This is a genomic window from Arthrobacter sp. D1-29 (assembly GCF_054130585.1).
This window is the reverse complement of the sequence record NZ_CP096383.1, coordinates 2,305,324-2,328,336: the sequence shown is the minus strand read 5'-3', so window position 1 is coordinate 2,328,336 and position 23,013 is coordinate 2,305,324. Positions and strand designations below refer to the sequence as shown.

General features: G+C 60.1%; 15 protein-coding genes and 2 pseudogenes. 9 read left to right on the top strand and 8 right to left on the bottom strand.

Translation table 11 applies throughout. The features are described from left to right. Nucleotides 1-40 precede the first annotated feature (40 nt). The 4 genes from M1E17_RS10580 to M1E17_RS10565 all read left to right on the top strand — a co-directional run bounded on the left by M1E17_RS10580 (nt 41) and on the right by M1E17_RS10565 (nt 4,030). A complete protein-coding gene (locus M1E17_RS10580) occupies nt 41-1,195 on the top strand; it encodes an FAD-dependent oxidoreductase (protein ID WP_457967222.1) in 1,155 nt (384 codons plus the stop codon). Then, a complete protein-coding gene (locus M1E17_RS10575; protein ID WP_457967220.1) occupies nt 1,192-2,157 on the top strand; it encodes an amino acid ABC transporter permease in 966 nt (321 codons plus the stop codon). Before M1E17_RS10580 ends, M1E17_RS10575 begins: the two co-directional genes overlap by 4 nt. After that, complete coding sequence (locus M1E17_RS10570) at nt 2,157-2,924, top strand: amino acid ABC transporter ATP-binding protein (protein ID WP_457967218.1); 768 nt, start codon at nt 2,157-2,159, stop codon at nt 2,922-2,924. Before M1E17_RS10575 ends, M1E17_RS10570 begins: the two co-directional genes overlap by 1 nt. A 233-nt stretch (nt 2,925-3,157) precedes the next feature. Further along, the gene (locus M1E17_RS10565; protein ID WP_457967216.1) at nt 3,158-4,030 is read left to right on the top strand and encodes a transporter substrate-binding domain-containing protein; all 873 of its coding nucleotides are present in this window, start codon (nt 3,158-3,160) and stop codon (nt 4,028-4,030) included. A gap of 473 nt (nt 4,031-4,503) precedes the next feature. Here M1E17_RS10565 and M1E17_RS10560 read toward each other — a convergent pair whose 3' ends face one another. Beyond that, a complete protein-coding gene (locus tag M1E17_RS10560; protein ID WP_457967214.1) occupies nt 4,504-4,887 on the bottom strand; it encodes a hypothetical protein in 384 nt (127 codons plus the stop codon). A 1,234-nt stretch (nt 4,888-6,121) separates the two neighbouring features. On the opposite strand from M1E17_RS10560, the pseudogene M1E17_RS10555 reads away from it, so the two are divergent. Then, nucleotides 6,122-6,361, top strand: a pseudogene (locus M1E17_RS10555) (formylglycine-generating enzyme family protein); the annotation flags it as partial. 1,434 nt (nt 6,362-7,795) lie between these two features. On the opposite strand, the pseudogene M1E17_RS10550 reads toward M1E17_RS10555, so the two are convergent. The 7 genes and pseudogenes from M1E17_RS10550 to M1E17_RS10520 form a co-directional block, all read right to left on the bottom strand. Beyond that, a pseudogene (locus tag M1E17_RS10550) lies at nt 7,796-8,260 on the bottom strand (thiolase family protein); the annotation flags it as partial. 222 nt (nt 8,261-8,482) lie between these two features. Next, entirely contained in the window at nt 8,483-9,721 is a 1,239-nt protein-coding gene (locus M1E17_RS10545) for an NADP-dependent isocitrate dehydrogenase (protein ID WP_457967696.1), read from the bottom strand. Between the two features lie 46 nt (nt 9,722-9,767). Further along, nucleotides 9,768-10,040 carry a hypothetical protein gene (locus tag M1E17_RS10540; RefSeq protein WP_457967212.1) on the bottom strand — a complete coding sequence of 91 codons (273 nt, stop codon included), beginning with the start codon at nt 10,038-10,040 and terminating at the stop codon, nt 9,768-9,770. Between the two features lie 29 nt (nt 10,041-10,069). Next, nucleotides 10,070-12,706 (bottom strand): aconitate hydratase AcnA, encoded by a 2,637-nt coding sequence (gene acnA, locus M1E17_RS10535; RefSeq protein ID WP_457967210.1) that lies wholly within the window; start codon nt 12,704-12,706, stop codon nt 10,070-10,072. A gap of 138 nt (nt 12,707-12,844) precedes the next feature. Next, entirely contained in the window at nt 12,845-13,975 is a 1,131-nt protein-coding gene (locus M1E17_RS10530; RefSeq protein ID WP_457967208.1) for an ABC transporter ATP-binding protein, read from the bottom strand. Further along, on the bottom strand, nt 13,968-15,740 hold the full coding sequence (locus M1E17_RS10525) for an ABC transporter permease (protein WP_457967206.1): 1,773 nt from the start codon (nt 15,738-15,740) through the stop codon (nt 13,968-13,970). Before M1E17_RS10525 ends, M1E17_RS10530 begins: the two co-directional genes overlap by 8 nt. A 39-nt stretch (nt 15,741-15,779) precedes the next feature. Then, entirely contained in the window at nt 15,780-16,955 is a 1,176-nt protein-coding gene (locus tag M1E17_RS10520; protein ID WP_457967204.1) for an ABC transporter substrate-binding protein, read from the bottom strand. A gap of 480 nt (nt 16,956-17,435) precedes the next feature. On the opposite strand from M1E17_RS10520, the gene M1E17_RS10515 reads away from it, so the two are divergent. The 4 genes from M1E17_RS10515 to M1E17_RS10500 all read left to right on the top strand — a co-directional run bounded on the left by M1E17_RS10515 (nt 17,436) and on the right by M1E17_RS10500 (nt 22,431). Continuing rightward, nucleotides 17,436-18,104 (top strand): GntR family transcriptional regulator, encoded by a 669-nt coding sequence (locus M1E17_RS10515; protein WP_457967203.1) that lies wholly within the window; start codon nt 17,436-17,438, stop codon nt 18,102-18,104. Between the two features lie 1,224 nt (nt 18,105-19,328). After that, nucleotides 19,329-20,582, top strand: a complete 1,254-nt coding sequence (locus M1E17_RS10510) for an ABC transporter substrate-binding protein (protein ID WP_457967201.1) — start codon at nt 19,329-19,331, stop codon at nt 20,580-20,582. A gap of 59 nt (nt 20,583-20,641) precedes the next feature. Beyond that, on the top strand, nt 20,642-21,574 hold the full coding sequence (locus M1E17_RS10505) for a carbohydrate ABC transporter permease (RefSeq protein ID WP_457967200.1): 933 nt from the start codon (nt 20,642-20,644) through the stop codon (nt 21,572-21,574). Next, nucleotides 21,571-22,431 (top strand): carbohydrate ABC transporter permease, encoded by an 861-nt coding sequence (locus tag M1E17_RS10500; protein WP_307075855.1) that lies wholly within the window; start codon nt 21,571-21,573, stop codon nt 22,429-22,431. The genes M1E17_RS10505 and M1E17_RS10500 overlap by 4 nt, the downstream gene beginning before the upstream one ends. Nucleotides 22,432-23,013 lie beyond the last annotated feature (582 nt).

Genomic DNA, 23,013 nt, shown 5'->3' with positions numbered 1-23,013 from the left:
CCCCTTGGTCATTTGAGCTGGAACAGCAAAAAGGAATGTTATGCATACGGAATTCGACGTTGCCGTGATCGGCTTGGGGGCCATGGGGAGCATGGCGCTCTGGCAGCTCGCTGAGGACGGCTTAAATGTCGTCGGGTTTGAACAGTTCGGGATTGGCCATGATCGGGGTGCCGTTGGAGGCGAGTCACGATTGTTCCGGCGGATGCAGACCAGCGGTCCGGAGTACAACCCCGTGATAGATATGGCTCGCAGTCGCTGGGAGAACCTTCAGGAGTTCTCGGACGTCCAAATCCTGACCGAAACTGGAGGCCTCATGATTGGCCGTCCGGGTGATTCCCGGATGGTTGCCGCTCAAGTAGCAGCGGAAAAGGCCGGTCTTGAGATGGAGTACCTCAGCGGGCTGGACATGGAGAATCGCTTCCCCGAGCACCTGCTTGACCAGGGCGAGATTGGAATGTTTGATTCCACCCAGGGATACATTCGTTGCGAACAAGCAGTTCTGACGGCAGTCGCTCGCGCAAGACATCTCGGAGCCCAGGTCCGGGACTATTCAAAGATCTCCATTAAGCACGCTTCGGCGGAGGGTGTGGTGATGACGGATGGGCAAAACGAGTGGACTGCCAAAAAGGCAATCGTGACCACCGGTTCTTGGTCCGGGGACAATCTCCCCTCTGAGCTTCGGGACAAAAGCCGTGCCGGCCGTATCAAGTTGACTTGGTTCAGCCCCCTGCCCGGGCATGACTTCACCGCAGAAAACTTTCCTGTCTTTCAGCGTTTGGTTGATGACGGGACCCTTTATGGAGCGCCGAGCCTTGATGGTGGTGGTTCAGTAAAGATCGCTCCCGGCGGCGCGCCCACGGATATGGCCGGACCCGATGACTACTTCCGCGGCCAGACTGTGGATGAGATCCAAGACATGGAAAGACACGTCGCAAGGTATTTTCCGGGACTCAGCAAGAGTCCGATAAGGGCATGTGCCTGGACAGATTTCTATGTGGATGACTGGATTCCTTTCCTCGGCTTCCTGCCCCGCAGCGAAAGTGTTCTTCTGGCAAACGGCTTTGCGGGATTCGGGTTCAAGATGTGCCCGGGAATCGGACGAATCGCAGCGGACATGGTTCAGGGGAAAAAAGATAGAAAATTTCAATTCATGGAGCCCACGCGCTCGATCGGCTCCCACGCAGGTAAGGCATGACAACTATGCATAGTGTTCAAAGCAAAGAAAATAATCGCAGCCAGGAACCGGCGCATCGGAGCGAGGTTCCCGAAGACTCATTTCCCATTGTCCGTCAACGCCATGTCGGGAAAATTGTGGCTTCGATCATTGTGGCGGGGTTGGCCCTCGCAATGCTTATTTCCGTCCTGCTGAATGAGAATCTTCGCTGGGATGTAGTGGCTGAGTATTTCACCGCCCAGACTATTCTTGAGGGCATATTGCTGACTCTTTGGCTGACAGCGGTCTGCATGGTGCTGGGGACCGTGCTCGGTGGCGTCATCGGTGTTATGCGAATGTCAAAGAACAAGCTGCTCAATTCAATAGCAGGCTTTTACGTGTGGTTCTTTCGCGCCACGCCCGTTCTCGTTCAGCTGATTTTTTGGTTCAATTTGTCTGCACTCTACCCAACACTTGGCGTCGAGCTTCCGTTCGGTCTGACTTTCCTGCAGGTGGACACGAATGTGGTCATGACGCCCATTGTTGCTGCCATCCTGTGCCTGACCCTCAACGAGGCAGCCTACATGGCTGAAATTACCAGGGGCGGATTCCTGGGCGTCGATTCCGGCCAAACCGAAGCGGCGAAAGCCCTCGGCATGGGAAGGCTCAATACCCTCAGGATTCTCATACCTCAAGCCATGAGAATGATCATTCCCCCCACCGGTAACCAGGTCATTTCATTGCTCAAGGCCACCTCCCTCGTGAGTGTGGTGGGTATCGCTGATCTCCTGCACAGTGCGCAGCTGATCTACGCCTCCAACTACCAAACCATTCCGCTGTTGACCGTCGCCGGACTGTGGTACCTGATCATCACTTCGATCCTTAGCTATTTCCAGAGCCGAATCGAACAGCGTCTCGCACGAGGATTCACGCCCCGGAATGCTGTGTTGAAACGGGAAACAGCTCAGCCAATTGTGGCCCTACAAGAAAGCAACAACAACTGATGACTTACGATAAAGTTCTCGAAGTCAAGAATCTGCGCAAACACTTCGGTGACAATCCGGTATTGTCAGGAATCGACTTCTCAATGAACCGCGGAGATGTGGTCTGCCTTTTGGGACCCAGCGGCTCAGGCAAATCAACTCTTTTGCGCTGCGTGAATCTCTTGGAAAAACCTGACGGCGGAAGCATTTTCGTCAACGGTGAACGCATGGGTTACGAACTCAAAAATAACAAGTACTACGAACTGAATGAGAGCGGAATCGCCCGTCAACGGGCCCGAATCGGAATGGTGTTTCAAAAGTTCAACCTCTTCCCTCACATGACCGCTCTCGAAAATGTGTGCGTTGCCCCTGGCTGGGTTAAAAGGGAAAACAAGAGCGAGATAGTGAAACGCGCCCACGCTCTCCTGAAGCGGGTGGGCCTCGAAAACAAATCTGACTACTATCCAAGCCAGCTCTCCGGCGGGCAACAGCAAAGGGTCGCCATCGCCCGAGCCCTGGCCATGAACCCCGAAATGATGCTTTTCGACGAACCAACGTCCGCACTTGACCCCGAACTCGTCGGTGAGGTTCTGGAGGTCATGAAGGAACTGGCCACCGGAGGAACCAGCATGGTCGTCGTTACTCACGAAATCGGCTTCGCCCGGGAAGTGGGTGATGAAATCGTATTCCTCGACGGCGGAGTCGTCGTCGAAACCGGTAACCCGGCCGAAGTGCTGCTACATCCCAAAAATAGCCGGACCAAAGAATTTCTCAGTCAAGTTCTCTAAAACGTTCGCTGGGAAGTCACCGAAGACTCCCAGCCGGCGCTCTAGCAATATTCCAATCCCCATTTTCGTTAGTTAGGTGCAAGATCACTATGAAACTTCAAACGACCAAGAATCGCCCGCTCCTGTTGAGTGCAGGGCTGGCCGCTGTTGTCCTGGCTCTGACAGCATGCGGAGGCACCGCGGCATCGACCGAGTCCGGCGCGTCAAAGAAACAAGTTGAGGTTCAAGGGGCGATGCCGGAACCAGCCGATCCCAAGTCCGTGAAGGAGTACACCAGCGTTGACGGAATCAAGGCCTACGAGCCTGCTGCCTCGCTGGTACCCAAGGACCTCCGCGAAAAAGGAGTTATCGTTTTCGGCGTAAGCCCAACGAATGCCCCCACCTCGTTTACCGGCTCAGACGGGAAGACGTTTGTCGGAATGGACGCGGACATATCACGCGCACTGGGAAAGATCCTCGACATCCAGATTGCCTACAAGAGCTCGACCTTCGATGCACTCATCCCAGGACTGCAGGCCAAACGCTTTGATGCTGTCATCGCCGACATGGGTGTGACCGTGGACCGTTTGAAAGTAATCGACATGGTCGGCTACGCCCGCGGCGGGTACGGCATTGCCACCAAGCCAGGAAACCCACTCAACATTGGTGAAAAGACCATGTGTGGGCGCAAGATCGCGGTGACTTTGGGAAGCATCCAGCAAGTAACAAAGGGACCGGCCTACAGCGCCGACTGTGTTGCACGAGGGGAAGCCCCCATCAACCTCATTTCCGTCCCCAATGGGCAAGAGATGTTTCTTCAGGTGCGCAGCGGCCAGGTAGACGCCGCCTACGCTGATGGACCGGGTGCGGCCTGGGCGAGCAAACAGAATCCGAATGAGATGGAACTGGGGGCCACTATCCCCGGAACCATTCTTTCCATGGCGCTGCCAGGTGGTTCTGAACTGACCCCGGCCCTGGTACAGGCCATAAAGCACCTCGCCAGCTCGCCCGAGTACAAGGAGATCCTTAATAAATGGGGCATGGACTACGCCATCCTCGACGCCCAGTACCTCGACTCCTACAAAGCCGTCCCGACACCTCCCCCCGCAGCGGTTCCCACTAAGTAATCCCATAGGACAGGAGCAATACTTTCTCCAGCCCTCATGAGTCTGGACATCCGGTGTGTCAGTTGACATGCCGGATGCCCATTTAACGATCAGCGTCAGTCGCAATAGCCCGCTGCCGCTTAGGTCAAGTCCTTCCTTTGTCTCCGGAGCGAGCCACTGGGATAGTGCGCCACCGGCAAGGGCGACGCCGGCCGCGATCATCATTAGTGGGACCGGCGCCGAGTGTCTCCATCGACATCCGAAGGAGGAAGATGCCGATAGCGCCTCCGACACGGCTGATCAGCGGCCGCGAAACATGTTCCTGCACGTGAAGTAGCGCTGTGGGGCGCCCCCGGCCCTGGCCACGAGGCCAACTGCCGCATGTAGCGGCGGCACTCCAGCGAGTATCCGCTCACAGCGGCGTTGTGCTGATCGAGCTTCTTTCACCGAATGGGATGGGGACGGTGCACTCATCGTCCCAATCCCCCCTGTAGCTAGGCGCCGACTTGGCGGACGAAGTGGTAGGCGACGACATACCCGGCGTACGTCAGCGGAATCATGTCCGTCTCCGCGTCAAAAGTTGACCCGTCCTTGCGCTTGCCACGGAAGCGGAAGGACACCGGATACTGCAGGCCGCCGACTTGGTGCTGGTAGTGCCAGACATACAGTGACCGACTCTCGTCCGCAATGAACGTGTCGGCGAAGTCGTCGACCTCCTGCCACTCGCGGACGTCGTACCCAAACATGCCGGCCAACCGCTGGTTGCAGACCTTGTGCTGTTCGTCGAGCCAGAGGTAAACGCCGTCAGGGCTTTGCTCGAATACCGGCTTCAAATGCCCTGCCAGCTCTGCCAATGCGGTCTCATGCGACACGGTCATCGTAAGGCTCCTTTCTCACGTGCTTATCCCAATCGTGCCCGCTGAGCTGCCGCGAGTGGGCTGGCTGGGGCCGCTACGGTGGTCTCTTCAATTTGCGCCAACTGCCAGGCTGCTCGGCCACGGGCACCATACCGGTAACGTATGACCATTGATCGGCGCCTGAGAGTTGCCCGGCGGGGGCCGCACACAATGACCAAGATCGTCACGCCAATCCACACCGCAGCCGCTCCAGAAACAAGAAATACCGCGGCGATGGTGTCCATGATCAAGCTTATCTGAGGGCTTGAATCCGCTAAAAGATTTCTTATCTTCGCGAGAATCTACTGCCCTCGAATACGCAGCCACCCGATACGGTCCTGCCGGACGCCAGCAGCTCCCCATGAACAAAACCGGATATTTGCACCCGACCGTGGCCAAGGCCAGCACGGCAGTGAAAGTGCTGCTTGCCGGTCTCCTGGCCTTTGTTCTTTCGGCAGGCACCATCTTCGACGCCAGCCAAGAGGCCGGCCTCATGATCGTCGCCACCGGCCCTATCCAAGCTAGCGGTGTCCTGGTCCAGTCTCAACAGTCCTCGATGAACACCCCCGACCTTACCGGGGAACCAGGTTCGCCGCTGTCCCCCCGGCGCGACTGTTCCCCTGAACGTCTCCTTCTCCAACCCCACCGACAAGAGTCTGGCGGCGACCAGGTTATCGGTCAGTATTATCGGCATCACCCAGACACAGGAAGCGGTAGCTGCCGCACTGCCCTGCAGTGCGCGGACCCGCGGACGGCCTCCCATCATCGGGGCCTCCACTTCCCCATAGAGTACGCCCCTGGGTAAATGGATCTCTTCAAAGTACGCGCAAAAGAGGACAAGCTGTATCCACAGCCGACACCCCGACTGGATGACCTCATCTCCGGCTGGCCACACGTAAACGGCGGTCCCGGACCAAATCTGCGGGAAGGCAATGAGTCTTGCTCAGGGATCTGTCTTGCATTCTCGGCGGGTGCGGGTGAAGAAGACGGGAGCTGACTCCAACAGTTCTGAGACCGGAAGTCAGCTCCCCGACGGGCCTCCCCCAAGTGAAGACCAGAGGCCCTCCCCAGCAAGGAACTGAACACCCGCCAACGCACATCATCCTGCAGCGCAGAGATGCAGTCAACGGCGAAACACCCGTCCACTAAGTGCATCTACCATCTCAGTACCTTTTGGAGCTTCATCCTACGGACCGGTGCTTCTACGACACCCCCCGTCGCCGGCAACGTGTGGGAATGGTGCGCCGACTGGTTCCTGCCCAAGTACTACCGCAAATCCCCTGCGAAAAATCCTCCTGGACCCACCATTGGCGCCGGCAGGGTAATGCGCGGAGGTTCCTACCTATGCCATGACTCGTACTGCAACCGCTACCGTGTCTCGGCCAGAACATCCAACACGCCCGAATCCTCCAGCGGCAACTCCGGCCTCCGCACTGCCGCCGCCATCTCGACCTAACACACCCCAGAATCCGAGGAACTAGTTATAAACCGATAGAGCAGTGGTGGCTTCCCGCACTGAGGGGAAGCCACCATCATCCGGACCTACATGACTCATCCCGTTGCAAAGGCGCCGCGAGGTGCCGATGTGCACTCGGCGTGGAGCAACATCAAGGACTGCCGACGATCCGCTTTGAGGACCCCAGTGTTCGTCCAGTTGGGCACACCCCAACCTGACATCGGACACTCTTGGAGCGGCTGCCAGAATAGAGCCATTTCTTTTCTTTCCGGACAACGTCACGGGTGTGTCCTAAAACTCAACCTGACACGTGGGGGCCGACACCCTTCTCCCCTTGGAGCGCACCGCCCACATATGGACGGTGATAGCGATGTCGTTCAGCCCATATGCCGCCAATGAATTCCTGTAGAGCTACGAGAAACAGCAATCCAAGCCTGCCTGGGGGTCAAAAAGCAGACGTCAGTGTGGACAGTGTCCACAACCACTTTGGCTCGACAAACCGAACCAACACGGCTCCCGTGATGACTAAGCCGAGGCCGCTAAAGAAGAATTTCGCCGACGTCATGTTGTGCCCGCAACCCCGAACCATGAATAGGTGTTGGCCACCCACGACAAACCCGACAGAACGGGAACGAGGAAGCACATAGTCCCAGTACAGAGCAGGCGGAGGAACCACCAGCCAGGGTCCTGAACCCGCCACCCACACACCTGAATAGGCCACCGCGGCGGCCAGGCCTCAGCCCGCGCACCAGCGTCAGAGGGACGCCACCACAAGCTTTGTACACACGTTAAAGCAAAATCCCCTCTGACGAGGGGATCTTTTGTGCCCGAGGTGGGACTCGAACTGCGTTCCAGGCCTTGCAAATACAGGGAAGTCCCGAAAAACATAGGAAATCCGAGCGAATCCGACCGATGTACGACCCGATCCGAAGCCAAGAGTGTGGACATTGTCCACACCTTCCTTTGGCCACATTTCAGCTCCGATGCGGACACCACGAGGACTCCCCCGTTGTGATGAAAGGTCCATTATCGGCAGTTAGTAGGACGAGAAAGTACCTTCGAGAACTCCCGTTCTGAGGGCAAGTAAATCCGGCTACTCTGGCTATGCAATCGTCCCGGAAGCGCAACTGGGGCTGCGAGCGTTAAGAGAGTGGGCCTCGTTGGCGCCCCTTCCAGGTCCCGGATCCGTAAAATCTAGGAATCCTCCGTGGTCCTGAGTTCGGAATCGGTTGCTGACTCTGCTGCGGGATCCCCCCACCACCACCCTTCCCAGGCTAAGGATGTGATTTGCCTGGACCACAATGGATCCTCCGATGTAGGTCCTGCGGATTTGCCGCTTCCTTCTGCCGGATGAAGCGGAGTACTTGAGTCGTTCCGCGTGATCCCGTTGGATTCTGTGTCATCCGGTCCTGGTCCTTTCGTGGCTTTCGGGCGTCATCGTGACAGGAGCAATGCTTCGCCTTGGCCGCCGCCGCCGCACAGCGCTACAGCGGCCTTGCCGGTACCGCGCCTCTGGAGCTCATAGACGGCAGCCACCACCACACGTGCTCCGGAAGCGCCAATGGGATGGCCGAGCGCGATGGCTCCCCCGTTGACGTTGACACGGTCCATGCCGATCCCCAGCTGCGCGGCCGAGTGGACAGAGACCGAGGCAAACGCCTCATTGATCTCCACGAAGTCCAGATCGTCAACGCCCCAGCCGGCCGTCTCCAGTGCCTTGCCGATGGCATGGGCTGGTTTATCGGGCAGTGTGGTGTCCGGGCCGGCCGCATTGCCTGCGGTAACAGTGCCGCTCGGGGAGAACGCAGGCCTGAGTTTGGCAAGGGTCTCCTCGTTGCTCTCCGCCCGCACCCCCTCGTCTGTGCCTGCCAGCTGGGCTTCCCCGCGGCGCCGCGGCACCTTGCAGGATCACAACGCATTCACTGTTGAACTTTCAGACGAGGTTCCACACGGGACTATTACCGAGTTGGCTCGTTGCCCGTAGGTCCAGAGCCAGCCCGGACGGCCGGACATCGCGACCAAGATGATGTCCCGCGCTGCCGAAGACCCGGGGGGGGAAAGATCCGACCGACAACAGTATTTCCTTGGGCTTCAACTTCGTATTACTGTCGCGTGCCGAAGTCAGACAATGACCGGCAGGTGTGAGACGGCAAGGCGGGCATCAACGGCTGCAAGGAACTCTTCGGTTGTGAGCCAAGGCTGTTCCGGCCCGATGAGAAGTGCGAGGTCTTTGGTCATCTTTCCGGATACGACCGTTTTGATGACCACGTCTTCCAAGGTTTCGGCGAACCGGACCACATCCGGTGTCTGGTCCAGCTTGCCGCGGTGCCGCAGGGCGCCGCTCCATGCGAAGATGCAGGCGATGGGGTTCGTGGAGGTGGGCTTACCCTGTTGGTGTTGGCGGTAGTGCCGCGTGACAGTGCCATGGGCGGCTTCGGCGACCACGGTGCTGCCATCCGGCGTCATGAGCACGGACGTCATCAAACCCAGGGAGCCGAATCCCTGCGCGACGATGTCTGACTGGACGTCACCGTCGTAGTTCTTGCAGGCCCAAACATAGCCGCCCTCCCACTTCATGGCTGAGGCAACCATGTCATCGATCAGCCGGTGTTCATACCCCAGCCCGACGGCGTCGAACGCTTCCTTAAATTCGGTTTCGAACACCTGCCGGAACAGGTCCTTGAACTGCCCGTCGTATGCCTTGAGGATGGTGTTCTTCGTGGAGAGGTAGACGGGGTAGTTCCGCTGCAGCCCGTAGGAGAAGGACGCTCTGGCAAAGTCGCGGATGGAGTCGTTGAAGTTGTACATGCCCATTGCCACGCCGCCTCCCTCCGGATACGTGACCACCTCCTGCCGGATCTCCTCCCCGCCGTCGGAAGGGGTAAACGTCAATGTGAGAGTCCCCGGCCCCGGGACCTTGAAGTTGGTGGCCCGATATTGGTCACCGAAGGCGTGCCGGCCAATGATGATGGGTTTGTTCCAGCCGGGAACCAGACGGGGGATGTTGGAGATGATGATCGGCTCGCGGAACAGGACGCCGCCCAGGACGTTTCGGACTGTTCCGTTGGGCGAGGGCCACATCTTCTTGAGGCCGAATTCCCGCACCCGTGCTTCATCGGGAGTGATGGTGGCGCACTTGACGCCCACCTTTTGCTCACGGATAGCATGGGCGGCATCCAACGTCACCCGGTCATCGGTCGCGTCCCGGTTCTCCAGGGACAGATCAAAACTCTCGAGCTTGATGTTCAAGTAGGGGGTGATCAGGCGGTCCTTGATGAACTGCCAGAGGATGTGTGTCATTTCGTCGCCGTCGAGCTCCACCACTGAACCCACAACCTCAATTTTCTCGAACGCACTCATCATTTTCCTCGCTGTTAGTGGGGCTTCGGGGAGTTTAGGATTTGGCTTATTGCCCGCCGCGGTTGTGCCTAAAGACCATGGCGTCGTCGGCCGGAAGGAACATTGCCCGGCCTTTGCCGTTGTCCTGGATCAGCCAGAAAACGCTGCAGTCCACGGCGAGCATGTCCACCCTGCCTGAGGTCAGGGTCTTGCCGTTTCGATGCACGAGCTCCAAATCGTTCTTGCGCGAGAGCTTTGTCCAGTTCAGTACCGGTTCCAGCTGGGCATGGCGGGGCAGCCCTGATTGAAAACTGGCCGTTTGACGATCAGTGCTTGGCATAGATTGCTCCTTGGGCGGAGTGCGACCCATCAGCTGTCCGTGTGGTTCAGGGTCCGGCGGAGGATCATGGGGATAACGCCGCCCACGGCAAGGAGTTCGCATTCCAATCCGGTTTCCACGGCAGCCGTGGCGGTGAAGGGCTCTTGTGTTCCGTCGCTGCGGACAATGGCCGCCGTGATGGCGGCGCGGGGGTGGATGCAGTCTTCGAAGGCGTCGAGCCTGATCCTGTCGCCAGGCTTGAGACTGAGGAGCTTGTCCCTCATATCGGCGGGCATAACGAGCGGGAGGATGCCCATCCCGACGAGGTTGGAACGGTGAATCCGCTCGAAGCTGACCGCGATGACGGCCCTGACGCCGAGCAGCCGCTGGGCCTTGGCCGCCCAGTCCCGGGAGGATCCCATGCCGTACCGCTCCCCCGCCACCATCACCACGGATTCGCCTTCCTTGCGGTACCGCTGAGCGGCGTCCCAGATTGGCATGGTGACGCCCGACGGCGAGTGGACAGTCTGCGCGACAGGCGCTTCGGGGTGGAGGAGGTTTTTGACTGACTTGGCGTGGAAGGCACCGCGGACCATAACCTCCCAGTTGCCGCGGCGCGAGGCAAAGACGTTCAGGTCACCTCTGTCCTCTCCTCTGGCCACCAAGAAGTCCGCCACGTCGCTATGTGGCGGGATGGCACTGGCCGGGGAGATGTGGTCCGTGGTGATGTCGTCGCCGAGGACTAGCAGCGGGTGGGCTGTAAACCCGCCCAAGAGGCTCCCCTCAGTCATCGCCGCGAACGGCGGCCTCCGCAGGATGGTCGACGCCGGATCCCAGGGATACTGTGCGCCGTACGGGGCTTCCACTCGGCGCCACTGCGGATCCCGGCTGGCGATCACGAAGTCGCGGCGGAAATCCGCGGGGTCGTTGGCTTTCAATACCAGCGCGTCGATCTCTTCGCGCGTCGGCCACAGGTCCGTGAGGTAGACAGGTGTACCGTCCTCCAGGTACTGGAGAGGTTCGGCGCTGAGGTCGCGTTTGGCGTCGCCGGCCAGGGCGAAGGCCACGACAAGGGGCGGGGACATGATGAAGCTGAGTTCGACGTCGGGATGCACCCGTCCCGGGAAATTCCGGTTCCCGGAGAGGATAGCCACAGGTTCGCTCCCGCCGTCATTCTGGGCCTGGGCAACCACCGGCGTCAGGGGCCCGGGGTTGCCGATGCAGGTGGTGCAGCCGAAACCGACGATGTCGAATCCCACGGAGGCGAGGTCCTCAGTCAGGTCGGCGCGCTTGAGGTAGCTGGCCGCCGCGGGTGAACCGGGAGCGAGGGATGTCTTGACCCATTCGGGGACTCTCATGCCCCGCTTTCTGGCGTTCCGGGCCACCAGTCCGGCAGCGATCAGCAGGCGCGGGTCAGAGGTGTTGGTGCAGCTGGTGATCGCGGCCAGGGCAACGGGGAACTCCGGCAGCGGCCCGGTTCCGGGGAGTTTCGGTCCGGCCTCCTGTTCCAGGGCGTTGCGGATGCCGCCGTAGGGCAGGAGGTCCTGGGGGCGGCGGGGGCCGGCGGCGTGCATGGCGATCGTGGACAGGTTGACGTCGATCACCCGCGTGTAGACGGGGGTTGCTTCCGGGTCGAACCAGATCCCTGCCTGCCTGGCGTAAGCCTCCACAAGGCGTGTCTGTTCCGCTGTGCGGCCGGTGCCGGCAAGGTAGTCCAGGGCCATAGCGTCGATCGGGAAGTACCCGGTGGTAGCGCCGTACTCGGGTGCCATGTTCGCCACGACGGCCCGCTCCCCCACCGTCAGCGTGGAGACGCCGGGGCCGAAGAACTCAACAAACTCACCTGTGACGCCGACTTCGCGAAGGCGGTGGGTAACGGTCAGGGCCAGGTCAGTGGCGAGGGTGCCGGTTCCCAGTTCGCCGGTGAGCCGGACCCCGACGACGTCGGGGATCCGCAGGGTGGCGGGCATGCCAAACATGACCGTCTGGGCTTCCAGTCCGCCGACGCCCCAGCCGAGAACACCGAGGCCGTTAATCATCGGCGTGTGGCTGTCGGTGCCCACCATCATGTCCGGGACAGCCCAGCGGACCCCGTCCTTTTCGATGGTGGTGACCACGGTGGCGAGCTGTTCGAGGTTGATGGTGTGCATGATGCCGGTTCCGGGCGGGTTGATGTGAACGCCGTTCATCGCCTTCGACGCCCATTTCAGGAACTGGTAGCGTTCCCGGTTCCTCCGTATCTCGTGCTTGATGTTCCGGGCGGCTGCGTCGGCCCGCCCGTATTCCTCCACCGCCAGTGAATGATCAATGGAAACGTCCACGCGCAGCAGCGGGTTCAATGCCATAGGGTCCTCACCGCATTCGGCCAGGGTGTCGCGCATGGCGGCGATGTCCACCAGGGCGGGTGTGCTGGTGGTGTCGTGCATCAGCACCCTGGTCGGAAGGAACTCGATTTCGGCGGTGCTCGTCCCGGTGTCAAGCCAGCGGCGCAGGGCGTCCATGGCCTGGTCGCGCTCGTGGCCGGTCATGTTCCGCTGGACGTTCTCCGCCAGGAGCCGAAGAACGATGGGCAGGCGGGGGTAGTCCGGCCCGAACGCGCCTACGATGTCCACGGCTTGGAGCACGTCGCCGTTGACTTCGAGGGGGGTAAGGGAGGGGTGGGAACCGGCGGCGGTGGCGATGCTCATGATGGACACTTTCTCGGACAGATTCGGACCTGCGCTATTAGAGCTATGACCTCCGCTGGAGGGTCATGCCGTGGAAGTTTTGGGGCCCGGCGGGGAAGTTGCTCAGAGCTGGCTTCCCCGCCGGATTTTTGGGGCTGGCTAGTGGGTGACAGCCATCAGTTCGGCGACGTCCTTGGAGACGACGTTTGCCCGGGGGTAGAGTCGCACGGCTTCGGCCGGGACCACCAGGCGGACCGCGCCGGTCAGCCCGCCGGTTGTGCTGTCGACCAGGAGGGTTTTGCTGCCGTATTTGAGGTCGTACTCGTACCGGGACCCGACGTAGGAGGTGGTGATGATGTCGGCGTTGAGGGCGATGGCGTCTGCCGGGAGTTCGGCGCCTCTGTTGGTCAGGAAGACCTTTTCCGGTCGGAAGGCCACGGTGACGAGGTCCCCGCTGGCGGCCTGTTCGCTGACGGCGACGTTGATGGTTTCGCCGCTCTCGTCGAGGCGGACGGTGGCTGCGCCGTCGCGGGCGGAGATGACCGTACCGTCGATGAAGTTGGAGCGTCCGATGAAGGCGGCAACTTCTGCAGTGGCGGGACGTTCGTAGATTTCATGGGGCGGTGCGACCTGGAGCATGTGCCCGTTGGACATGACCGCGATCCGGTCGCTCATGGCCAGGGCTTCTTCCTGGTCATGGGTGACGTAGACGGTGGTGATGCCCAGTTCGGACTGGAGCCGTTTGAGCCAGACCCGGGCCTGTTCGCGGAGTTTGGCGTCCAGGTTGGAGAGCGGTTCGTCCAGGAGCAGGACCTTGGGCGAGTAGACCAGGGCCCGGGCGAGGGCGACGCGCTGCTGCTGGCCGCCGGAGAGCTGGTGCGGGTATCGGTGGGACAGGTGGGCCAGGCCTACCTTCTCCAGCGCGTCGTGGATAAGGGTCTTCTGCTCAGCCTTGGAGACCTTGCGGATGTTCAGCGGCATCGCCAGGTTCTCCGCCAGTGTCATGTGCGGCCAGAGGGCGTAGGACTGGAACACCATGCCGAGGTTGCGCTCCTCGGGCGGGACGAACTTGTTCGAGGAGTCATCGACCAGGACGGTGTCTCCGACGGCGATGGAGCCCGAAGTGGGCTGCTCCAGGCCGGCGAGGCAGGACAGGGTGGTGGACTTTCCGCAACCGGACGGGCCCAGGAGGGTGAAGAACTCCCCGTCCTTGATGGTGAAGCTGACCTCGTGGAGGACGGTGTTGCCTCCGAAGTCTTTGCGGAGGTTCTTGACGACGACGTCAGGCATCTTTTTTACCTTTCATAAGCAGGCCGGCGGCGCCGACGAAGACTGCGGTGATAACGATCTGAATGGTGGCCAGGGCGGCGACCGATCCGGTGTTGCCCTGGACCCAGAGCTCGAGCATGGTGGTGCCGATGACGGCGGTATCGGCTGAGCCGAGGAAGATCGCCGGGGAGTATTCCTTCATCATCACCACGAAAGTCAGGACCATCGCGGCGACAAAAGCGGGGGTGAGGAGCTTGACCAGGATGCGGAGAAACATCCGCAGCCAGTCCGCACCGTTGACGCGGGCCGCGTTGTCCAGTTCCTCGCCGATCTGCATGACCGCCGGGGAGATGGAGCCGAACGCGCTGGGCAGGGCGCGGATGCCGAAACCGATGATGATGGCCCAGATGGTGCCCTGCAGCAGGGAGCCCATGTTGAACGGCATGAAAGCGAAGGCCCAGAACAGACCGATGCCGATGATCAACCCGGGCATGGCCTGCGGGGCCAAAGCCAGGTACTCGATGACCTTGCGGTAGCGAAAGCTGGAGCGTTTGGAGACAACGACGGCGACGACGGCTAGGACGCTGACCAGGACGGCACCGACGCCGGCCACGATGAGGCTGTTGCGGATCGAGCCGACGTAGGCGGGAAATTCGAAGATCCGCTGGTAGTTGCCCATCGTCAGGGACAGCAACGGGTTCTGCAGCGGGGTGAAAATCTTGGTGAAGGACCGCATCACCAACCCGAGGATCGGAACGAGCGCGCCGATGACCACGTAGCTGGTGATGAAGGCGACCGCGAGCCATTTGATCCAGCCCAGATCCAGCAGACGGGGCCTGGTGGCCTTGCCGCGGACCGAGACGAAGCGCTTCGCGTCCTTGAGGAGTTTGGCCTGGACGGCGACGAGGAGGATCGTCACGAGCAGGATGATCACGGATGCGGCACCCAGGATCCCGTAGTCGGGGTCGATGGACTGCAGTCCGTTTTTGTATAGGAAGGTGGCAAAGACGGTGATGTCCACGGGCTGGCCGTAGAGCAGCGGAATGGAGAGCGTCTCGATGGACATGCTGAAGACCAGGACCGAGCTGTAAACGATGGGCGGGCGCAGCATTGGCATAATGACTGACCAGAGGATCCGGAACGGGCCGGCGCCCACGGTCTGGGCGGCGCCTTCGAGGGATGCGTCGGAGTTGCGAAGGGCGTTGGCGCAGAAAAGGTAGGCGATCGGTGCGAGGGCCACGGCTTCGGTCAGTGCCATGCCCGGGAGGGTGTACAGGTCCCAGGGCAGGAAGCCCAGGACCCGGCGGACCTCGACGCTGGCGAAGCCTGCGGGTCCATACATGGTTATCCAGCCGAAGCCCAAAATTAGCGACGAGATGAAAAACGGCCACTGCATGGCCGCCCCAAAGAACTTCCGGCCCGGGATGTTGGTGCGGATGACGACGATGGCCATAGGCACGGCGATCAGGAGCGTCATGACCGTTGTCATCACAGCGAACAAAATGGTGTTCAGGGCCACAGAGCCGAAGTTGGCCTCGGTGAAAAGCCGGATGTAGTTATCGGGGGTGAACAGACCGCCCTCCTCGTACAGAGGACGGTCCATCACCGACTGGTAAAGCGTGGGGACCACAGGTGCAAGAACCAGGAGCGCCAGCACAATGATGGTTGCCCAGAAAAGCAGCTGACTGCGGTCCGCGCCGAGGATCCGGCGATACTTCGGAGCCGGATATTCCGGCCGCGGCGGGGCCACCTGGGCCGGCGGCTTGGTTTCGGGGATTGTTGTCATGAGTGGTGTTCCGGTCCTTGCTTGGTCAGTCACGGGTACTTACTTTTTGAGGCTGTTCCAGCGCTCGGTGAACGCAGCGGTTTCTGCCTCGGAGACCTTCTTGAAGGGAACGGAGATGATGTTCTCCTCCCCGACTTCCTTGACGATGTCGGCGTACGTGTAGGTGAACTCGACCGGCTTGACGCCCTCGCGGAAGGAAGACAGGCCGCCTTCCTGAACAGCCTGCTGGCCTTCGGCCGAAAGGGTGAAGTCCATGAAGAGCTTTGCCGTGGCAGCGTGCGGTGCCTTCGCTGCGATACCGACGCCGCGGGGCAGAACGACCGTGCCGTCGTCGGGCAGTGCGATCTTGAACAGACCGGCGGAGTCCTTGACCACGGGGAATGCCGGAGCTGCGCTGACCAGTGCGCTGGCGACGTACTCGCCGGCCAAGACCTTCTCCGTGGCAGAGGAACTCTCCGGACGGGAGAGCGGCAGGATGGTTGCCAGGGCGTCCCAGGCTTCGGGCTTGTCCTTCGTCAGGGCGTGGAAGACGGTAAATCCAAAGGCGCTCTTGATGTCGCGGATGCCGATCTTGTCCTGGAACTGGGACGGGTTGGCCTTGACCTGCTCGGCGAGTGAGGCGAGCCCGGTCGGCGCTTCGGTCATCAAGGCGGTGTTGTACGTGACCGTCATCGCGTCCGCCGACATCGCGGTCACGCCGGGCAGCAGGTTGGCGAACTCAGGGACCTTCACCAATTCCGGGGAGGTGTACTGGGTCAGGACATCTCCCCGGGCTGCGAAGTCTGCCCAGGCGCCGGCAGCGTTAGTGACCAGAATGTCCGCCGGGGAGCCGCCGGTGGCGTTTTCGCTCAGAACGCGCTGGAAAACTTCGTCGGAACCGAGGTTGTTCGCGGAGATGTCCTTGATGAACGGGTACTTCTTCTTGAAATCACGGAACACCGGCGCCCAGTTTTCCTGGTCCGTGTTCGAGTAGACGGTGAGCTCGCCACCCTCCTTCTCTGCCGCGGCGACAAGGTCCTTGTACTCGGCCGGGTAATAGTCGGGGTACTGGCCCGTTGTGATCGAGTTCTCCGGAGCGGGAGTCCGTGTGGGGACGGCCGCTCCGCCGCAAGCAGTCAAAGTTAAGGCGAGGGCCGAGGCCACGCAGGCTGCGGCATATCTGGTGAAAACTCTGGATCGGGACGAGGAAGTGCAGCGGGTTTTGGACGCCGTCATGGCTGTCTCTCCTTTGAGCAAAGCAACGGGATGTGGTGGCGGAACAATTGGTGTGATCCGATCACTCACTATAGCCTATAACCTATAGGTAGCTGTCTACCCCCTTCACCTTTGATTCGAGCCTGGGCCGCGGCAGAGTGGTTATAGCCGTAATCAATCGGACGCATGCGCTCTCGCGGATCATCTTCTGGCCGACAAGACGATGTGGAGGACAAATGGAGGGCCTCGTAACGGCCCGACTGCGCGGTGAAGAGGGCGGTGCCCTCTTCATACTGTCGACCACTAGAGGCCGAATTTGATGCACTTCATCGCGTTCAGGGGACGGGAGAGGATTGCACCGGCTAGGGCTGCCAGGGACACCTGGCTCCCCACCTTGTATTGGCCTTGCCACTTAAACATCGGTTATGGCCGCAAGTAGTATAGGACATAGCCTATTGGACCCTCCGGCCCGAAGAAGCCCTCACGCATAAGGAGTAAACGGTGGCAAACCCGGCCGTAGCACTGTCCAAAAACGCCTACGCCTACGAGGAGCTCCGCCGCCAGATCCTCAGCGGGGATATTCCTCAGGGCTCTGTCCTTAACCAAGCACAGCTCGCTCAGGAAATCGGCGTCAGTACCACCCCCTTGCGGGAAGCCCTTCGACGCCTCGCGGCGGAAGGACTCGTTCAACTCGAATCACACCGCGACGCCCGGGTCGCCTCGCTCACTGCAGATGAAGCACGAGACCTCTACGTCATCCGCGAAAACCTGGATCCGTTGGCAGCCGGCCTCGCGGCCGAAAGTAGAACACCAGCAGATGTCGCCCAGATCCGGACCGCCTTGGCGCAGCTGACACCCCTGCACGACGCGGCCGATCTCGGAGCCATGACCGTTCACCGCGAATTCCACCGCGCCATCTACACCGCATCGCACAACCCCCTCCTGATCGGCATCCTGGAAGGTCTGTGGGACAAGGCAGACCGCTACCGGCAAATCGGACTGCAAAGCCAGGAAGACTCCGAAAAAGACCGGATCCGCGTCCAGGAAGAACACATCAAAATCGCCGACGCCGTCGTTGCCGGCGACGCCCTCCGTGCCCGGGAAATCATGCACCGTCACGTCGTAGGCAGCCTCGGCCGAAGGGCCATCTCTGTGCTCTCGCCGAGCTAGCCTGCGGAACGTAAAACTGCTGAGGCCAACCGCCCGCCGCCGACTTGCGAGACGGCGTCTCGCCAAGCGTGCGTTCTAACCCTCATGTTGAAAGACGAGTGGGAGCGGGTGTGGCACCACTCCCCCGGCGGGGGGATAGGCCGACGTATGGTCCGTTTTCGGCGGTCAAGTGGGACGAGTAGAAGTGAATGGAATGACTCGTCCCAGTCCGTCGCCTGGCGCCTTCCCGTGCTAAGCAGATCGCAGTTTGTCCGGAGCCCGCGCCCGCCATGGTGCGCGATTCACGCATTTTGGCGGCTACCAAGCCAATCTCCCATAGATGAGAGAACCTTGGGTCTAATGCAGCCACAAGACGGGTCCGTGGAGTAGCTTGGGCCACTTGTCGATGGCCCGTGCCCATTATCGGTGTCATGAATCAACCCTCCAGCATCGGTATAGTTCGGATGTGGCACAGCGCTAACGGCTGGGGATCCATAGACGTTCCGCCCGCGGGGTGGTCTGTTTTGCTCCTTTTTCCTGCGTTGTGCAACGTGGAGCATTCCTGGACTAGACCCGGGTAGCGAGTGCCCCTCGATTGGCTCGAGGCGCAGGTAGGACGGATTCTCTGTAGTGCCAGAGGGTATAAAGCGCGCAGTGGCCGAGCGACATGAATCTCAGTGGAGAATAGCTCACCACCGCGAACACGTTTCCGCACAGGGGTAGAAGTAGCTGCGGGGGCGTCCGTTCCATAACGAACCCGGCATTTCCGCGTGTCAGGCCGTCCTCGCCAGCGCCGGCCCGTTCCTGTAGGTCTCCTGCATGATCCAGGGCCGGCTGGCTGCCCTCGTTCGGCATGCTCGGAGCCTGGCTCCTGGTGCATTCGGTGGGAGCCATCATGTTCAACAAGCCATGCATGGCTTGAAGACATCTCAAGGGGATACAGCCATGCACCAAGGAAGCAAGAAACTGATGCACAGCCCGATGGCAGCATTCGATGACGATCGAGAAAACGGACCCCCAAGATTCGAACCCAGGGAATGCTTGACAGGACCTTCAGCTAGCCCTATGTTGGATGCAACCGATCTCAGCAATCGATCTCACTGCTCGTCAATGCAACCGATCTCAAAGGAGAGACTCGATGATCAACTGGCTCATCCCCGGACCTTCGGTAGTCCCACGTTCAGCAGGCGTCGTTTTGAGTACGGCATGCTCCCGCATCAGCAACCCAGCACACAGGAGAGATTCATGATCAAGAAGCGATGGGGCTTGGCACTCGTAACAGCAGTCGTAGCTAGCCTTGCCCTCAGCGGCTGCTCCCCCTCAACTCCGGAATCTGGGGGGCCGGTGACGCTCAATTACTGGGACTTCCTCGATCCCAGTCAGGACAATCCGCGATCGAAGGCACTGAAGGAAAACATCGCCAACTTTGAGGCGGCAAACCCTGACATCAAGATCAATCTCTCGGTGGTTTCCCTGGGCGATATGCTGAACAGGCTGCCGCAGTCGGCAGCGGCCGGTCAGGCGCCGGATGTGTTTAAGATGTTCACCCCGATCGTGCCCCAGATGGCCGCGGCCGGTGTCTATTCGCCGCTGCCTGATGCTGCGTCCGAGGTCACTGACTGGCTCCGTCCCACGGACACTCTCGCGGGACCTGACGGCAAGCAGGTCGCGGTGCCCTATGAATACCGGACCTGCGCACTGTACTACAACCAGAAAATTCTTTCTCAGATCGGTGCGGCCACTCCGACCACCTACGAGGAAGTCGTGGACGTGGCACAGAAAGCTGCCGCAGCTGGATTCACCGGGTTCGGAACCGGGTTCTCGGACACTGACAATTCAGCCATCATCAGCACTTTCTTCAACTGCTTCATGACGCAGGTCGACCAGGAAATATGGACTGGGGACGGACAGGCAGATTTCGCCACAAAGAAGAGCGAGGAGTTTGGCAATTTCCTTGCCAAGCTCCGGGACGCAAAGGCACTGGGTAGCAACGTCGTTTCCGACACGTATGGCACCGTAGCAGACGGCATGGCCAGCGGCACTGTCGCAATGTCAGTCATGGGCACCGAACGTATCGTGTCGTTCGCATCCCAGAACCCGGACGTCAAGTGGACCAACTTGCCGAAGGCATCTACTGGAGACACCACGGGCACCACCATTGGATGGACACTCGGAATTGGCAACGGGAGCAAAAATACAGAGGCTGCCTGGAAGTTCATCGAATACATGACCGGACCCGAAGCCGGCGCAAAGATGGCCACCGGCGGCGAGGTTCCCACACGCGCTGCCACTTATGAGCAGCCATTCTTCTCCACGCCTGAAGCGAAGGTTGTGAACGATATCGCCGCCTATGTCAAGAGCAACAGCGAACCCCGCACATATTCCGATAACTGGACCTCGCTGGCCACCGGGCTCTCCCAGGCCGGACAGAAACTGACCCTCAACAATCTATCGGGCAGCGAGTTTATCCGTTCCGCCCAGGATGCGGCCAACAAGTAATAGCCCCCAACGTCCGAGGGGAGCCTGAAAAATCAGGCTCCCCTCGGAAGGGAGAGATAATGTCAACAAACAGCCCGACCCGCACTTCATCTCAGACGGCCACTGCACCCACAGGCATCCAGGCTTTCCGCCGGGCTCGTAAAGACCGCATGGTCTGGTTGTACGTCGTCCCCGTCACTGCCGTGTTTCTTTTTGTCTTCGTTGGACCGCTCATCTACACGGCCTGGACAGCGCTCCACGAGACTTCGTATTACCAGATCGGCAAATTCTCTGGTCTGAACTCTTTTACAAAGCTGTTCTCAGATTCCGACCTGCCCGCCCGCATCTGGACAACGCTTGTATTTTCGCTCGGGGCGCTGGTCATTGCATTGCCCGCGGGACTCTTGTCTGCGATTGTGCTGAACAACCTGCATCGATTCAAGCGCTCCGTCCGCAGCCTCTTCCTGTTGCCGTGGCTTATGTCCCAGGCCACGGCAGGAACAATCTGGCTTTGGTTCCTCAACCCTAATTACGGGCCAGCCTCAGCTATCACCCAAGCCCTTGGGTTCGGTCCTACTGATGTCTTCTCGTCCCCTAATAGTGCGCTCGTCGCCGTGACTCTGATGACGGCGTGGTGGTCCTACCCGCAAGCCATGCTTCTCTTTCTCGGCGCCCTTCAAACCATTCCAGTGGAATTGTACGAAAGCCTCAAAGTGGACGGCGGGGGCATTCGGCACGCATTTGTCAACGTCACGTTGCCTTACCTGCGCAACACCATCGTCTCCGTGGTGATCGTTCTGCTCATGCTCTACGTACAGATGGTCACCATCATCCTGGTAACGACACGAGGTGGCCCCATCGGATCGACCGAGACGCTGTCAATGCGGGTATACAACCAGATGTTCGACAAGTTCGATCTCTCCGGGGCATCAGCAACGGCTATCCTCCTTTTCGCCGTAAACATTCTCCTCACTCTTGTCGCCATTCGCTTCCGACGGAAGGAAAGCCTGTGAGCACCACAACCTCGCGCCGCCAAGGCCGCGTCGGCGCCCTCCTTCGGGCGGTTCCGGCTTGGGCATACGTCTTCCTCTCAGCCGCGATCGTTCTACCGCCGGTCGCGTGGATCGTATCCACCTCGCTGAAAACCGGCTCGGACACCCTTGAGTTCCCGCCACGATGGATTCCGGACCCGATCTCATTCGAGGGCTTTGCAGGCATACTGACTTCGACGAACATTCGATTTTTTGTTAACTCCCTCATCTACGCCGGCGGTTCTATCGCCCTCGCGTTGGCGATTTCCATCCCGGCAGCATATGTCGCCACCAGGTACCGAAGCCGCCGCATGGAAACTCTGATGACCGGGATCCTGGTGCTGTCGATGGTTCCCGCGATCGTGGTCTTCATCGCCCTGTACTCCATGTTCGTGAGGACAGCCTTGATTAACACCTATCCGATGCTGATTCTTGTCTACACGGCCATCATCTGTGGGCAGACCATATTGTTCCTGCGCAACTTCATTGAGAACATTCCCGTTGAGATAGAGGAAGCGGCTGCGATCGATGGCTGCTCCCGGCCACAGATCCTGTGGCGCATCATCCTCCCGCTCATCCGTCCCGGCATTGCAGCCGTAGCCATCTTCATCTTCGTATTCGTCTGGAACGACTTCCTTGTAGGCACCGTCCTCGCCACCACAGAAGACATGAAGACCGTCCAGAACGGCATCGTGCGGTATATAACCACTGGCTTCGGTAGCTTCTGGGGACTCTTCGCTGCATTCATCGTCGTTGCTTTCATCCCCGTTCTCTCAATCTTCCTGGCCTTCCAGCGCTGGTTTGTTGCCGGCATGACGTCCGGTGGTGTCAAGGGATAACTACAGCAAGAGTTCTGCGCCCAGGCCCAACCCAGAAAGGCACGCCACATGGCCGCTTCCAAGCGGTCATGTGGCGTGCCCTTCGCGACTCACCGGAACTGCAATTCCTAAACTCTGACAAGCCCCTCAGCCCGCGTCATAAGTACCGGCGGGGGCCGAATGCGCTGGAACTCACGGGCAAGAGCTCAACGTGTAGACGAGCCAGGCCCCACCGCCTGTCCCTTCATGGAATCTCGTTCAACACCAACATCAACACCAACGCCAACGAAGGAGCCTGACGAATGCACGGCCGAACGCCCTGCCCACCGGCCAGTGGGCCAATCTTCCCGTCGACGAAGACGGCAAGCTCGCCTGGGGATGGGGCTACGACGACCCTTAAATCGCCGTGTCCGGAGACCGTCTGGAGACCTGGCGCTGATATGAGCTCGAATTCCGCCACGAAGACAGCGTCGGCTTCCGCTCTTGGGGGACGGCGAACAACTGTTGAGTCCTGCGGCGACGAAAATGATCGCTGTTGCATCTTCCACCGGCATTGGCGCGGGGCTGATTGACCGTGGCACTCTGCTTCGCGGAATGAAGGGC